Below are 15090 nucleotides of genomic sequence, written 5' to 3'. Positions count from 1 at the left end.
CTCGCCACGTTCGGCGCCCGAGGAGACACCCCGGCGCGCGCCCGGCCCCTTCGCAACCGGCCCCGCAGCTAGGCCCCGGCCCAGAGGCAGCCGGCCCCGCAACCCGCCCAGCCCCGAGGCCGGACCGCGCACACCGCCCGCCGGAAGCCGAAACGGCCCGACCCGAAACAGGGCCGAGCCGAAACAGGCAGCGCCAAGCCAAGGCCGACACCACCGAGCGGGCCGCAGGCCACTCAGCGGCCGCGCAACCGCCGCACCAAAATACTGGCGTCCCCCCGCGATTCGAGATCGGCGAGCACCACGGCCACCGCCTCCCGCACGATCCGCCCCCGGTCGACCGCCAGCCCGTGCTCCCCCCGCAGCACCAGCCGCGCGTGCTCCAGGTCCATCAGTTCCTCGGCGGAGACGTAGACCGTGATCTTCTCGTCGTGCCGCTCGCGGCCGCTCGGCCGCCGGTTCGCGCCCCGGCCCTGCCCCTTGCCCCGGCGGGTCGCGCCCGTCGGGCCCGGGCCGGGGCCCGCCCCGCCGGCCGCACCGGCGGGGCCGACAGAACCTTCCTGCGGTCGCCGCGGCTGTCCCACCACGGGCCCGCCGGTCTCCGTACCGGCCGCAGCCTCCCGGCTCCGGCCTTCCTGCCCCGCGCCCTCGGCCGTGGCGGCCGCGTGTTCCACGGCGGGCGACTCCTCGGCCCCGCGCCGCGGCGAGGACGACTGGAGTGCCATCCCCCCGGTCGTACGGAACAGTTCGTCGGCTCCGGGCAGACTCACTCGGCGTGACACCGGGCGAGCACCTCCCTGGCGAGCTGGCGGTACGCGGCGGCGCCGACGGAGTTGGAGGCGTACGTCGTGATCGGCTCACCGGCGACCGTGGTCTCCGGGAAGCGCACCGTGCGGCCGATGACCGTGTGGTAGACGTGGTCGTCGAAGGCCTCGACGACGCGCGCCAGCACCTCGCGGCTGTGCACCGTACGGGAGTCGTACATCGTGGCGAGGATGCCGTCGAGTTCCAGCTCGGGGTTGAGCCGCTCCTGCACCTTCTCGATGGTCTCGGTCAGCAGGGCCACCCCGCGCAGTGCGAAGAACTCGCACTCCAGCGGGACGATGACCTTGTGAGCCGCCGTCAGGGCGTTCACGGTCAGCAGACCGAGCGAGGGCTGACAGTCGATCACGATGTAGTCGTAGTCGGCCATCAGGGGCTTGAGGGCCCGCTGCAGCGTGGACTCGCGCGCGACCTCGCTGACCAACTGCACTTCGGCAGCGGACAGGTCGATGTTGCTCGGCAGCAGGTCCATGTTGGGGACCGCCGTCTTGAGCAGCACCTCGTCGGCCGACATGCCCCGCTCCATGAGCAGGTTGTAGACCGTCAGGTCGAGTTCCATCGGGTTCACGCCGAGACCCACGGACAGCGCGCCCTGCGGGTCGAAGTCGACGAGCAGCACGCGGCGCCCGTACTCGGCGAGCGCGGCACCCAGGTTGATGGTCGACGTGGTCTTGCCCACGCCGCCCTTCTGGTTGCACATTGCGATGATCTTCGCCGGACCGTGGTCGGTCAGCGGACCCGGGATCGGGAAGTACGGCAGCGGGCGTCCGGTCGGGCCGATCCGCTCACGGCGCTGGCGGGCAGCGTCGGGGGCGAGGGTGGCCGCGTACTCGGGGTCCGGTTCGTACTCCGCGTCGGGGTCGTAGAAGTGCCCCTCGGGCACGTTTTCGTAGTCGGCGAAACCCACGGGCTTTTCGCCGCTCAGGTCGCCGGCCCTGGAGTTCACGTCTAGGCCGTCCATGCTCTTTTGAGGCGTCGTCATGTGCTGGTGGTTTGCGAAGGTGCGTACTGCGACGGAGCCGACCGCTTCGAGCCCGGTCGGGCCCTGGGCCCGCTCGGGGGGTACCTCCGCGCCTGCAGGGCGCTGGGGGTGCGTCCCTGCTCGACCACCCCCAGGAGCAAATGTCGACTCATTCACAAGTCGTCTTACCTCCTCGGACGTGACCAGGACACTTATCGATAGGTCAGCGTGGCACCATGCCGACGGTTGGCGACTCTATGGCGTGTCACCGCTCAGCGGCAACACAATCCGCCGGACCCGGCACGATGTGTCGGCAACCGAACACCACTCTGTCAAGGGCGTACGAGCTGTCGCCGCGAAGTTTCGCGGGTGTGCGAAAGGGTTAAAGGGTTACGTTCGAGGCGAGTTGAGCGGGCTCCGCGGGCACCGCGCAAACGCGCCCGGCCGGACCTTGCGGGCAAGGTCCGGCCGGATACGTGAGATTGACGTCAGTCGTTGACGGTTCAGCCGAGCAGCGTGCTCAGCTCAAGGGTCTCCAGGCCGTGGGCCTCGGCGACGGGACCGTAAACGACCTGCCCGTCATGGGTGTTGAGGCCCAGGGCGAGCGCGGGGTCACGGCGCAGCGCCTCGACCCAGCCGAGGTTCGCGAGCTGCACGATGTAGGGCAGCGTGGCGTTCGTCAGCGCGTAGGTGGAGGTGTTCGGCACCGCGCCCGGCATGTTGGCGACGCAGTAGAAGACCGAGTTGTGGACCTGGAAGGTCGGCTCGGCGTGGGTGGTCGGACGGGAGTCCTCGAAGCAGCCGCCCTGGTCGATCGCAATGTCGACAAGGACACTTCCGGGCTTCATCTTGGCGACGAGCTCGTTGGTGACCAGCTTCGGGGCCTTCGCACCCGGGATGAGCACCGCGCCGATGACGAGGTCGGCCTCGATGACGGCCTTCTCCAGCTCGTAGGCGTTGGAGACGATCGTCTTGATCTTCGTGCCGAAGATCTTGTCGGCCTCGCGGAGCTTGTTGATGTCGCGGTCCAGCAGGGTCACGTGGAAGCCCATGCCGACGGCGATCTGCACGGCGTTCCAGCCGGAGACGCCGCCGCCGATGACGACGCACTCGCCGGCGTGGGTGCCGGGGACGCCGCCGGGGAGCACGCCGCGGCCGCCGACCGAGCGCATCAGGTGGTAGGCGCCGACCTGCGGGGCCAGGCGGCCCGCGACCTCGGACATCGGGGCGAGCAGCGGAAGCGCGCGGTTGGCGAGCTCGACCGTCTCGTAGGCGATGGCGGTGGTGCCGGACTCCAGCAGGGCGTCCGTGCACTCGCGGGAGGCCGCCAGGTGCAGGTAGGTGAAGAGGGTCTGGTCCTTGCGGAGGCGGTGGTACTCCTCCGCGATCGGCTCCTTGACCTTCAGCAGCAGGTCAGCGGTGGCCCACACCTCGTCGGCGGTGCCGAGGATCTCGGCGCCGGCCGAGACGTACTCGGCGTCCGTGATCGAGGAACCCACACCGGCGTTCTGCTCGATGAAGACCTGGTGGCCGTTACGGACGAGCTCGTGGACACCGGCGGGGGTGATGGCCACGCGGAACTCGTTGTTCTTGACCTCGCGGGGGATGCCGACCTTCATCGTCGATCACGGTCCTTGGCTCAGGGGAAATTATGGGGCACTTCCATACATACCCGCCCACAAGAACGCGCAACGGGATGCACCACGGGATGACGTGGTGAACCCAGTTTAATGAAGGATGAACTCGTGTCTAGCCTTGCAAACAAATAATCTTAGTCGGATCCACTGCGGATTTCGCAGGCTGCGGGGTCGTCTCCCAGCAATCTGTCGGCCGCGGACCGGTGCAGCCTGGCTGCCGCGGGGTCCCCCAGCCGGTCCAGCGTGTCGGCCAGCCGGACCTGCAGCGCGGCCTGAAGGCGCAGGTCCCCGGCCCGGCGCGCCAGCTCCACCGCCTCGCGGCAGGTGTGCAGCGACTCCTCGGGCCGGCCGGCGTACTCCTGGACCCGCGCCATCTCGCTCAACGCCTTTGCCTGGCCCGGGACATCGGCCAGCTTCCGGTAGCCGGCGGCGGCCGCCCGCCAGCTGCGCAGCGCGTCCCCGTACCGGCCCGCGTACGTGTACACGTTCCCCAGTCGCCCGTACAGCCGCGCCTCGTCCGCGCGCTCCCCCCGCGCGAGGGCCTGGGACAGGGCCCGGCCGAACCAGTCGGAGGCCCGGTGCCAGTCCCCCAGCTCCTGGTGGGCGCCCCCTACGGATTCCATCGCGCGGCCCGTCGCGTACGGGTCGTTCGCGGCCCGTCCGGCGTCCAGCGCGGCCCGGTAGCGCTCCAGCGCCTCCCGGGTCCGGCCGGTCTCGGCGTCCAGGTCGGCCAGGTTCAGCAGTGCGGCGGCCTGCTCCCGGTGCAGCTCGCGGCGCTCGGCCACGCCCAGCACCAGGCGGTGCAGCCCGTACAGCTCGGGGGCGGCCGCGGCCGTGCCGCGGTGCTCGGCGAGCGCCCGTACGAGCGCTGCGACCAGCCGGCGGGCCAGGGTGTCCAGCTCCCCGTCGGCCACGGCCAGCGAAGCGGCCGCGCTGAGCGCGGGCAGCCGGGTGTCCAGCCAGATGGCGGCGGCCCGCCGGTCGGGGAACCGCAGGGCGCGCGGCAGCCCGTCCAGCAGCTCCCGCGCCCCCTCCTCCTCCGGTGCGGCCGTGGCCCGGCAGGAGTGCAGCAGCCGTACGGTGCGCTCCAGCATCCGGGCCCGGGCGAGCTGGACCTCGGCGGGGCGTTCCTTCGCCTGGAGCAGTGCCTGGAGCAGCGGGGCGAGGCAGCCGGGCAGCAGGAACAGCCCGTCGGCCGCGTGGTGGACGAGGCCCAGAGCGGCGAAGTCGTCCAGCGTGGACTGGGCCGCGGCCACCGAGCAGCCGGCGAGGGCGGAGGCGGTGTGCGAGTCGATGATCCCGGCGGGGGCCAGGGGCAGCAGGCGCAGGGTCCGCTGGGCGGGCTGCGGCAGGGACTCGTAGACGAGCCGGAATCCCCGGGCGAGCGGGCCGCCGGTGCTGGCCGGCATGTCGTGCAGCTGCTTGGCGAGGTCGGAGACGGAGGCCTTGGGGTGGGCGGCGAGCCATCCGCCGACGAGGCCGAGCGCGGCGGGCTGGCCCCCCAGCTCCTCGGCGAGGGTCTCGGCGGCGCGGGGGTCGGCGGTGACGCGGGTGTCGCCGATGCGCTGGGCGAGCAGCTCCACGGCCGACGGTGTGTCGAGCCCGCCGAGGGTGCAGGGCCGCACGTCCGGGATCCCGGTGAGCGGCCCCTCCGCGGTGACCACGACGAGGCATTCGGGGGTGTCCGGCAGCAGGGCGTCGACCTGGTGCGGGTCGGCGGCGTCGTCGACCAGGATGATCACCCGGCGCCCGTCGAGCGCGGTGCGCAGGGCGGAGCTCAGCTCGTCCTCGCCGGCGCCGGGCGGGGTGGGCTGCCCGAGCTCCTCCAGCAGGCCGCGCACCGCCCGCTCGGTCGCCACGCCCTCCCCGCCGGGAGTGGTCAGCCGGGTCCGGAGCACGCCGTCGGGGTACTCCCCGGCGACCTCGCGCACGAACGCCTCGGCCAGGGCGGTCCGCCCGGATCCGGGCCGCCCGGCGACGAGCAGGACCCGGGCCCGGGGCGCTTTGGCCTTGCGGCCGGAGAGGGTGTCGAGCCCGGTCCGCGCGATGTCCTCGCGGAGCTCCTTGAGCTCACGCCGCCGCCCGACGAAAACCGTCACGGATCCGCTCCTCTCCCTGCCTTCGGATGGCGAGCGTAGTTCACGCAGAGCGACGACCAGGGTGGAGCGCGGCGGACATATCGCCTGATCGGATCAGTAGATGGTCCCATTTTTGGGCGCGGCGGCGCCGCGCCGGGCGGCTACGCCTCGTACGGCCGGGCCGGCCAGGGGGCCTGAGCGGGCCGCAGGGCCTCCAGGCCCTCGCCCGCCATCGCCGCGGAAAGGGCGAGGACCCCCGTCACCAGACCCGGGTTGCCCAGCCTGCCCGCCAGGACACCGGCCACCAGGTCCCCGAGGGGGACACGGGCGATCTCCATGTCCGCCTCCTCCTCGGAGACCACGTACCGCTCCCCCTCGGCCTCCGAGAGGTCCCGCGCCAGGAAGATCCGTACCGCCTCGTCCGACCCGCCGGGCGAGGAGAAGAAGTCGGCCAGCACCCGCCAGTCCCCCGCCTTGACGTGCGCCTCCTCGTACAGCTCCCGCTGCGCGGCGTGCAGCGGGTTCTCCCCCTGCACGTCCAGCAGCCCGGCCGGCAGCTCCCACAGGCGGTGGCGCACCGGGTGGCGGAACTGCCGCAGGACCAGCACCCGCTGCTCCTCGTCGAGGGCCAGGACGCAGACCGATCCCGGATGCGCCTGGTAGTCGCGCCGCACGACGGACCGGTCCGGCATCCGGACCTGGTCGGAGCGCACCGCCGTCTTCGCCCCCTGGAAGGGGGTGCGCGAAGCGACGACCTCCCACTCCTCCGGTGTGTCCGCGATGTCGTTGCCCATGGCCATGGCCGTACCTTCCCGAGAAACGCGACAGCCGGGGCACGATCCGTGCCCCGGCTGTCTACGTTATGCGGTCAGGCGCTCACTTCGCGGACTGCTGCCGCTCCACGGCCGCCTTGACCAGACCCGCGAACAGCGGGTGCGGGCGCGTCGGGCGCGAGCGCAGCTCCGGGTGGGCCTGGGTGGCCACCAGGTAGGGGTGCACCTCGCGGGGGTACTCGACGTACTCGACGAGCTTGTTGTCGGGGGAGGTCCCGGAGAAGACGAGGCCCGCCTTCTTCTCCAGCTCGCCGCGGTAGGCGTTGTTGACCTCGTAGCGGTGGCGGTGGCGCTCGTCCACGTACGCCTGGTCGCCGTAGACCTCGCGCACGATGGATCCCTCGGCGAGCTTCGCCGGGTACATGCCCAGGCGCATGGTGCCGCCCAGGTCGCCCGCGCCCTCGACGAAGGCCAGCTGCTCCTCCATGGTCGAGATGACCGGGTGCGGGGTGGAGGCGTCGAACTCGGTGGAGTTCGCGTCCTCGATGCCCGCCAGGTTGCGCGCGGCCTCGATGACCACGCACTGCAGGCCCAGGCACAGGCCGAGCAGCGGGACCTTGTTCTCGCGGGCGTAGGTGATCGCGCCGACCTTGCCGTTGACACCGCGGTCGCCGAAGCCGCCGGGCACGCAGATCGCGTCCACGTCGCCGAGCACCGCGGCGGCGCCCGCCGGGGTCTTGCAGTCGTCGGAGGTGACCCACTTGATCTGGACGCGGGCCTTGTTGGCGAAGCCGCCGGCGCGCAGCGCCTCGGTCACCGACAGGTAGGCGTCGGGCAGGTCGATGTACTTGCCGACGAGCGCGACCTTGACCTCGTGGTCGGGGTTGTGGACCCGGTCGAGCAGGTCCTCCCACACCGTCCAGTCCACGTCGCGGAAGGGCAGGTCGAGCTTGCGCACGACGTACGCGTCCAGGCCCTCGGTGTGCAGCACCTTCGGGATGTCGTAGATCGACTTGGCGTCGATCGCGGCGACCACGGCGGCCTCGTCCACGTCGCACATCAGCGAGATCTTGCGCTTGATGGAGGTGGGGACGTCGCGGTCGGCGCGCAGCACGATGGCGTCGGGCTGGATGCCGATGTTGCGCAGGGCCGCGACCGAGTGCTGGGTCGGCTTGGTCTTCAGCTCGCCGGAGGGGCCGATGTAGGGCAGCAGCGAGATGTGCACGACGAAGACGTTGTCGCGGCCGACCTCGTGGCGGACCTGGCGGACGGTCTCCAGGAACGGCAGCGACTCGATGTCGCCGACGGTGCCGCCGACCTCGGTGATGACGACGTCGACGTCCTCGGTCGCCATGCGGCGGATGCGGTGCTTGATCTCGTTGGTGATGTGCGGGATGACCTGCACGGTGTCACCGAGGTACTCGCCGCGCCGCTCCTTGGCGATGACCGTCGAGTAGACCTGGCCGGTGGTGACGTTGGCCGAGCCGTCGAGGTCGACGTCGAGGAAGCGCTCGTAGTGGCCGATGTCCAGGTCGGTCTCGGCGCCGTCGTTGGTGACGAACACCTCGCCGTGCTGGAACGGGTTCATCGTGCCGGGGTCGACGTTCAGGTACGGGTCGAGCTTCTGCATCGTGACCCGCAGGCCGCGCGCCTTCAGCAGCGCACCCAGGCTGGAGGCCGTCAGACCCTTGCCGAGGGACGAAGCGACACCCCCGGTGACGAAGATGTGCTTGGTCGTCATGGCTGTGCTGTTTCGAAAAGCAGCGGGCGGCGTCGCCAAGAGGGGGCTCCCGTGGTCGCGAGGTGAGGTGCGTCCGGCGCCGGCCACCCTCGATCCGGAAGGGTCTCAGGGGGCGCCGAAGCTGCGGTTTCGGGGCTCCTGATTCGCACAGGCAGACCACCGGTCCACGGGGTACCAGCCTATCAGCGCCCGGGCCGGTCCGCCTCCGGCCACGCGGCGCGGCCCCCTCGGCCGGGCCCCGCCGGGGCCCGCTGAGCCGACGCGTCGCGGGCTCACCCGTTCGGCCCAGCCGCATTCTTGCCCGGCCCGCGGAGATCACTAGGGTGGGCCGTCATATCCTGCTCGGATATTGCACACATCAGCGCCGGGCAGTCCGTCAGACGGCCTAGCCGAGCCGATATACGGAATCATGGCTCACGCGGGGATCCCTGCACACAGGAGACCGCGCAACCGCGCAATGCAAGCGCCCTTCGGGGCGGACGTGGCCGTTCGACTGGAGATGCACGTGTCCGGGCGCATCGAGGATTACGCACTGATCGGGGACATGCAGACCGCCGCACTGGTCTGCCGGGACGGGGCGGTGGACTGGCTGTGCCTGCCCCGCTTCGACTCCCACGCCGTGTTCGCGAGCATTCTGGGCACCGAGGACCACGGGTTCTGGCGGATCGGACCCGCCTACCCGGCGGGCGCCGAGGCCCCGCTCGCCACCCGCCGCCGCTACCGCGGCGACTCGCTGGTGCTGGAGTCGGAGTGGGACACCCCGCGCGGCAAGGTCCGCGTGATCGACTTCATGCCGCCCCGCGAGCACCACGCGCCGCAGCTGATCCGCATCGTGGAGGGCGTCAGCGGGCGCGTCCCGATGCGCTCGGCGCTGCGGATGCGCTTCAGCTACGGGCGGGTGGTGCCCTGGGTGCACAAGATCGACGGCCGTACCGTCGCCGTCGCGGGCCCCGACTCGGTCTGGCTGGACACCGAGGCGCAGACGTACGGCAAGGACCTGACGACGTACTCCGACTTCACCGTCGGGCCCGGCGACCGCATGGCCTTCAGCATCAGCTGGCAGCCCTCGCACCGCGGCGCCCCGGAGGCCCCGGACGCGGAGGCGGCCCTGGAGTCGACCACCGAGTTCTGGCGCGAGTGGGTCGACCAGTGCACCTACCACGGGCCCTACCGGGAGGCCGTGGTCCGCTCCCTGATCACCCTCAAGGCCCTGACGTACGGGCCCACGGGCGGGATCGTGGCCGCGCCGACCACCTCGCTGCCCGAGGAGATCGGCGGGGTCCGCAACTGGGACTACCGCTACACCTGGCTCCGCGACGCGGCGATCACGCTGTCCTCGCTGCTGCGCACCGGCTACCGCGAGGAGGCCCGCGCCTGGCGCGAGTGGCTGCTGCGCGCGGTGGCCGGTGACCCGGAGAACCTCCAGATCATGTACGGGATCGCGGGCGAGCGGGAGCTCGGCGAGACCGAGCTGGACTGGCTGCCCGGCTACGAGAACTCCCGCCCGGTCCGCGTCGGCAACGGCGCCGCGGGCCAGCTCCAGCTCGACGTGTACGGCGAGGTCACCGAGGCCCTGCACCTGGGCCACATGACCGGCCTGGCGCGCAGCGACTACGCCTCGCTGCTCCAGCTGAAGCTGATCCGCTACCTGGAGACCCACTGGGACCAGCCGGACGAGGGCATCTGGGAGGTGCGCGGCCCGCGCCGCCACTTCGTGCACTCGAAGGTGATGGCCTGGGTGGCCGTGGACCGCACGATCAAGCTGATCGAGAGCGGCGACGCGGACGGCCCGCTGGAGCGGTGGCGCGAGCTGCGCGACGAGATCCACCAGGACGTGTGCGAGAAGGGCTACGACAAGGAGCGCAACACCTTCACCCAGTCCTACGGGTCGAGGGAGCTGGACGCCTCCCTGCTGCTGATCCCGCAGATGGGCTTCCTGCCGCCGGACGACAAGCGGGTCATCGGCACGATCGAGGCGATCCAGCGCGAGCTGTCCACGCCCGACGGTTTCATCCTGCGCTACCCGACGGCCGGCGACGAGGCCGGTGTGGACGGCCTGCAGGGGGACGAGGGGGCCTTCCTCGCCTGCTCGTTCTGGATGGCCGACGACCTGGCGATGATCGGGCGGGTCGACGAGGCGCGGCGGCTCTTCGAGAGGCTGCTGGCGCTCCGCAACGACCTGGGGCTGCTGGCGGAGGAATGGGACCCGCGGCTCCAGCGGCAGGTCGGGAACTTCCCGCAGGCCTTCAGCCACGTCCCCCTGATCGACACGGCGCTGCGGCTGACCGCGAGCGGGGCGTACGGCGGTTAGTGCCGGACGCGGGCACCCTGCGCACGGCCGGGTGCCCGACGCGCCGCAATGATCTCCCCCGCCTACGCTGGAAGGGTCCTACGCCCTTCTCGGAAGGGGGAGGCCATGGCGCCCCTCTCGAAGGCGGGTACGGCGCTGGCCGCACTCCGCGAGGATCTGGCCGGTGACGTCTTCGCCCCGGACGATCCCGGGTACGACGAGGCCCGGACGGTCTTCAACGCGATGATCGACCGCAGGCCCGCCGTCATCGCCCAGTGCGAGAGCTCGGCGGACGTGGTGACCGCCGTGCGGTTCGCGAGGGAGCTGGACCTGAAGATCGCCGTGCGCGGCGGCGGGCACAGCGTCGCCGGCATGTCCCTGTGCGACGGCGGCCTGGTCGTGGACCTGCGCCGGATGCACGAGGTGACGGTCCACCCGGCGGCCCGGGCGGTCCACGTCGAGGGCGGCGCCACGATGAGCCATCTGGACCGGGCCTGCGAGCCGTACGCGCTGGCGACCACCGGCGGCCGCGCCTCCACCACCGGGGTCGGCGGCTTCGTCCTGGGCGGCGGCACGGGCTGGCTGGACCGGAAGTTCGGGCTGGCGGTGGACAACCTGCTGGGCGTGGAGCTGGTCACCGCCGACGGCGAGCTGATCCACGCGACGGCGCAGGACCACCCCGAGCTGTTCTGGGGGCTGCACGGCGGCGGCGGGAACTTCGGCATCGCCACCTCGCTGACCCTGCGGCTGCACGAACTGCCCGCCATGTCGATCGCGTTCCTGCTGTACCTGCCGGAGCGCGGCCCCGAGGTGGTCCGGACGTACCGGGACGTCATCGAGGCGGGCCCCGTCGAGGCCTCCGGCGGCGCGATCTACCTGACCGGCCCGCCCGAGGAGTTCGTGCCCCCGCACCTGGTCGGGAAGCTGCTGGCGGGCGCGCTCCTGACCTACGCGGGCCCCGAGGAGGAGATGCGCAAGCTGGCCGGGCCGCTGCTGGCGATCCCCCACGAGGTGGAGATGGTCACGGCCATCCCCTACGCCGATCTGCAGTGCATGATCGACGACCCGCCGGGCATGCGGAACTACTGGTCGGCGGAGTACCTCACCGGGGCGCCCGACGCGTTCGTCGACGTGTTCTGCGCCCGCGCCGACTCGATGCCGGTGCCGACCGGCACCCAGCACGTGGTCTGGCCGCAGGGCGGCGCGATCGCCTCGGGGCCCGCCGACTACCCGGTCGCCTTCCGCGACGCACCCTGGGCGGTGCACCCGTTCGGCGTCTGGGAGGCACCCGAGGACGACGAGCGGGTCCGCCAGTGGGTCAAGGACGTCCGCACCGACGTCCAGCCGTGGAGCACCGGCGCGGTCTACCTCAACTTCACCGGGGACGAGGGCGGCGAGCGGGTGGTCGCGGGCCTGGGCGCCGAGAACATGCGGCGCCTGGGCGAGCTGAAGCGGCGCTACGACCCGGACAACGTCTTCCGCTTCAACCACAACGTCCGGCCCCTGTGACCCCCCGCCGCCGTCCGGCGTCAGACGAGGGCGGCGATCACCTCCCGGGCCGCCCGCTCGCCCTCGGTGGCGCCGCCCTCCATGAACCCCTGGAAGTCGTAGCTGCAGTGCTCCCCTCCGATGTGGACGTTGCCCTGCGCGGTGCCCTCGTACTTGGCGTAGCGGTGCAGGTAGCCGGTCGGCCAGTACGAGTAGGCGCCCAGCGAGTACGGGTTGCGGTGCCACGCGGAGAGCTGGGCCCGGCCGGTCCAGACGGCCTTGGTGCCAGGGTAGAAGGCGTCGATCCCGGTCAGCATCCGGGCCGCGAGGTCGCGGACGTACGGGTCGGCCTCGGTGGCGAAGGGGCTCCCCGGGGTGAGGGATCCGGCGAGGCTGCCGCCGCCGTACTGGAGCAGGATGCCGCCGGTGCCGGGCTGCACCTTGGTGGTGTCCCAGGTCTGCTGCACCGCGGAGTCGGTGAAGCAGTCGCCCGCGGAGACACCGGGCCAGGGGCCGGTGCCGCGCCAGGGGCGGGCGGTGAACTGCATGTTGAGCTTGGTGCAGAAGCCCATCCGGGCGTCGCGCAGCAGGTTGCGCATCAGCGGGTCGAAGCCAGCCTGCGAGGTGTCGATGCGCTGGAGGATCGGCAGCGGCAGGCACAGGACGGTGTGATCGGCGACGGCGGTGCGCACCGAGCCCGCGTCGTTGAAGGTGAGGGTCTGGGTGCCGTCGGCGTTGGCGCGTACGGCGACGAGCTCGCGGCCCATCACGAGCGAACCGGCGGGCAGGGCGGCGGCGATGGCCTTAGGCAGCCGGTCGTTGCCGCCGGTGATGTGGTAGCGCTCGTTGGACAGGCCCCAGACGTTGAAGTTGCCCGGGTTCGGCTGGTAGCCCATCAGCAGGACCAGGGCGAGCGCCGACTGCCGGTCGGTGTCGGCGCCGTACTCGACGTTGTAGGCCACGTCGATGAAGCGGCCGAGCTGCGAGCCGTGGCCGCCGGGGACACGGGTCTCGATCCACTCGTACAGGGTCATGTTGTCCAGGGCGGTGCCGGCGGCGGTGGTGTTGTTCCAGGAGACCTCCCCGGCTTCCGACAGGTCCCGGTGCAGGGCCTGGTAGACGGCCTTGAAGTCCTCGTCGGCCTGGGTGCGGGAGTAGTACTCGCCGTTGAACCAGAGGACTTCCTCGGCGCCGTTGGGGCCGCCGCCGAGGAAGTCCTCGGTGGGCAGGTTGAAGCGGCGGCACAGTTCGAGGATCTTCTTGTGGCTGGTGTCGATCAGCTCCCCGCCGATTTCGGAGGTCTGTCCGTACGCCCAGTGGCCGGACTGGGTCCACATCCGGCCGCCGACGCGACTGGGGTTGGCCTCGTAGAGGGTGAAGGGGATCCCCGCGTCCTTGAGGGTGAGGGCCGCGGTGAGCCCCGAGATGCCGGCGCCGATCACGGCGACGCGGGCGGGCCCGACGGGCTTCTTGTCGGGGCCGGCGGTGGGGGCGGTCGCGGCGGCATGGGCGGTGGCGGCGCCCGCGGAGGCGAAGGCGGTGCCGAGGCCGAGCGCGGCGGCGCGCGCGAGGAGTTCGCGGCGGGTGGAGCCGCGGACCTCGGCGGCGGGCAGCGCGAGCCTCCGGGCGGCCGCGTGCTCGGCGGCGAGCCGGCGCAGGGCGTGCATGACGGGCGTACGGGCCATGGCGGGGCTCCTCAGAGGTGTGCGGCGGCGGTGGGGTCGGACGGGGCGGCCTGCGGCGGGACGGCGGGCCCGGCGGGGCGTTCGGCGGCGTCCTCCAGGACGATCCGGCCGATGATCTCGTAGCGCGCGGGGGCCTTGGCCTTGAGCCAGAGGCCGAGGCCGAGCCCGCCGAGGAAGACGGCGCCCACGATCCACGGGATGAGCTTGAAGAAGACGGAGCCGGCCGCGCTGCCCGCGGCGGTCTCCATGTTGAGGACCAGCAGGACCACCACGGCGATCATGCCGATGCCGCCGAGGAGCGGGGCGGTGAAGGTCTTGAACCAGTGCCGGTCCTCGGGGTGGTTCTTGCGGAAGTAGCCGATGACGGCGAAGGAGCACAGCGTCTGGACGATCAGGATCGCCATGGTGCCGAGGATCGCGAGCAGCGTGTAGAGGTGCAGGTACGGGTCCTGCCCGGTGAGCCAGAAACCGGCCACCAGCGCGGTGGCGATGGCGGTCTGCACGACGGAGGCCACGTACGGGGAGCCGTGCCGGGGGTGGGTGCGGCCGAGCTTCGGCGACAGGAAGCCCTCGCGGCCGATGGCGTAGAGGTAGCGGGCGGCGCACTGGTGGAAGGCCATGCCGCAGGCGAAGGAGCCGGTGAGCAGCAGCCACTGGAAGGTGTCGACGGCCCAGGCGCCGATGAAGGACTCGGTGGGGGCGAAGAACAGGTCGAGGGGGTTGGCGGAGGCGGACAGTTCGACGGACTTGGCCATGCCGTTGCCCGCGATGGTCATCCAGGAGACGTAGATGTAGAAGAGGCCGACGCCGACCACGGAGATGAGGGTGGCCTTGGGGATGACCCGCTTGGGGTCGCGGGACTCCTCTCCGTACATGGCGGTGGACTCGAAGCCGACCCAGGACCAGAAGGCGAAGAAGAGGCCGAGGCCGGCGGAGGTGCCGGTGAAGGCGTTCTTCGGGTTGACGGGCTCCAGCGGAATCCCCTCGGGGCCGCCGCCGGCGATCAGTACGGCGGTGGCGACGGCGAACAGCACGGCGATCTCGGCGACGAGCATCACGCCGAGCGCCTTGGCGGTGAGGTTGATGTCGAAGTGTGCGAGGGCGGCGGTGACGGCCAGCATCGCGGCGGCGTAGAGGATCCAGGGCAGGTCCACGCCGAGCTGGTCCTGGACGGTGGTCTTGGCGAAGTAGGAGAACACGCCGACGATCGACGCCTCGAAGACGATGTACGCGAGGACGGCGAGCATCCCGGACGCCATGCCGGCGATCCGGCCGAGGCCGTGCGAGATGTATCCGTAGAAGGCGCCGGCGGCGGTGATCCGCTTGGCCATGGCGACGTAGCCGACCGCGAAGACGGTCAGGACGAGGGTCGCGAAGAGGTATCCGGCGGGGGCGCCGGTGCCGTTGCCGAAGCCGACGGCGATGGGCAGGTTGCCCGTCATCGCGGTGATCGGGGCGGCGGTCGCGACAGCCATGAACACGACGCCGACCAGCCCGACGGAGTTCGCCTTGAGCCGCTGGACCTGCGGGACTGCGGGTGCCTGGGGCGACTCACCGGTGATGTCTTTGCTCATTGCGGTCCTCTTCCGTGTGGAGGGCGCCCACTCTCGCCGGGCGT

General features: G+C 71.7%; 10 protein-coding genes. 2 read left to right on the top strand and 8 right to left on the bottom strand.

Translation table 11 applies throughout. From position 1 onward, the window contains the following. Positions 1 to 233 precede the first annotated feature (233 nt). The 6 genes from ACF059_RS21825 to ACF059_RS21800 form a co-directional block, all read right to left on the bottom strand. Positions 234 to 779 carry a hypothetical protein gene (locus ACF059_RS21825; protein ID WP_392059618.1) on the bottom strand — a complete coding sequence of 182 codons (546 nt, stop codon included), beginning with the start codon at positions 777 to 779 and terminating at the stop codon, positions 234 to 236. Beyond that, positions 764 to 1801 carry a ParA family protein gene (locus tag ACF059_RS21820; protein ID WP_229340921.1) on the bottom strand — a complete coding sequence of 346 codons (1038 nt, stop codon included), beginning with the start codon at positions 1799 to 1801 and terminating at the stop codon, positions 764 to 766. Before ACF059_RS21820 ends, ACF059_RS21825 begins: the two co-directional genes overlap by 16 nt. Before the next feature lie 482 nt (positions 1802 to 2283). Further along, positions 2284 to 3399 carry an alanine dehydrogenase gene (gene ald / locus ACF059_RS21815; RefSeq protein WP_385394579.1) on the bottom strand — a complete coding sequence of 372 codons (1116 nt, stop codon included), beginning with the start codon at positions 3397 to 3399 and terminating at the stop codon, positions 2284 to 2286. Between the two features lie 152 nt (positions 3400 to 3551). Further along, positions 3552 to 5516 carry a tetratricopeptide repeat protein gene (locus ACF059_RS21810; RefSeq protein WP_392059614.1) on the bottom strand — a complete coding sequence of 655 codons (1965 nt, stop codon included), beginning with the start codon at positions 5514 to 5516 and terminating at the stop codon, positions 3552 to 3554. Positions 5517 to 5656: 140 nt separating this feature from the next. After that, entirely contained in the window at positions 5657 to 6289 is a 633-nt protein-coding gene (locus ACF059_RS21805; RefSeq protein ID WP_392060321.1) for an NUDIX domain-containing protein, read from the bottom strand. A gap of 82 nt (positions 6290 to 6371) precedes the next feature. Further along, entirely contained in the window at positions 6372 to 8009 is a 1638-nt protein-coding gene (locus tag ACF059_RS21800; RefSeq protein WP_392059611.1) for a CTP synthase, read from the bottom strand. A gap of 499 nt (positions 8010 to 8508) precedes the next feature. Here ACF059_RS21800 and ACF059_RS21795 point away from each other — a divergent pair, with 499 nt between their 5' ends. After that, a complete protein-coding gene (locus tag ACF059_RS21795; protein WP_361948274.1) occupies positions 8509 to 10320 on the top strand; it encodes a glycoside hydrolase family 15 protein in 1812 nt (603 codons plus the stop codon). A gap of 105 nt (positions 10321 to 10425) precedes the next feature. Continuing rightward, entirely contained in the window at positions 10426 to 11808 is a 1383-nt protein-coding gene (locus tag ACF059_RS21790) for an FAD-binding protein (RefSeq protein WP_392059608.1), read from the top strand. Between the two features lie 20 nt (positions 11809 to 11828). On the opposite strand, the gene ACF059_RS21785 is transcribed toward ACF059_RS21790, so the two are convergent. Next, the gene (locus ACF059_RS21785) at positions 11829 to 13472 is read right to left on the bottom strand and encodes a flavin monoamine oxidase family protein (protein ID WP_392059605.1); all 1644 of its coding nucleotides are present in this window, start codon (positions 13470 to 13472) and stop codon (positions 11829 to 11831) included. Positions 13473 to 13483: 11 nt separating this feature from the next. Continuing rightward, positions 13484 to 15046: an APC family permease gene (locus tag ACF059_RS21780; RefSeq protein WP_392059603.1), complete on the bottom strand. Its 1563-nt coding sequence runs from the start codon at positions 15044 to 15046 to the stop codon at positions 13484 to 13486. Between the last annotated feature and the right edge of the window lie 44 nt (positions 15047 to 15090).

This window comes from Streptomyces sp. NPDC016562, assembly GCF_043076955.1.
GTDB lineage: Bacteria > Actinomycetota > Actinomycetes > Streptomycetales > Streptomycetaceae > Streptomyces.
Note: the sequence above shows the minus strand (reverse complement) of the source record. Positions and strands in the feature narration are given on the sequence as shown.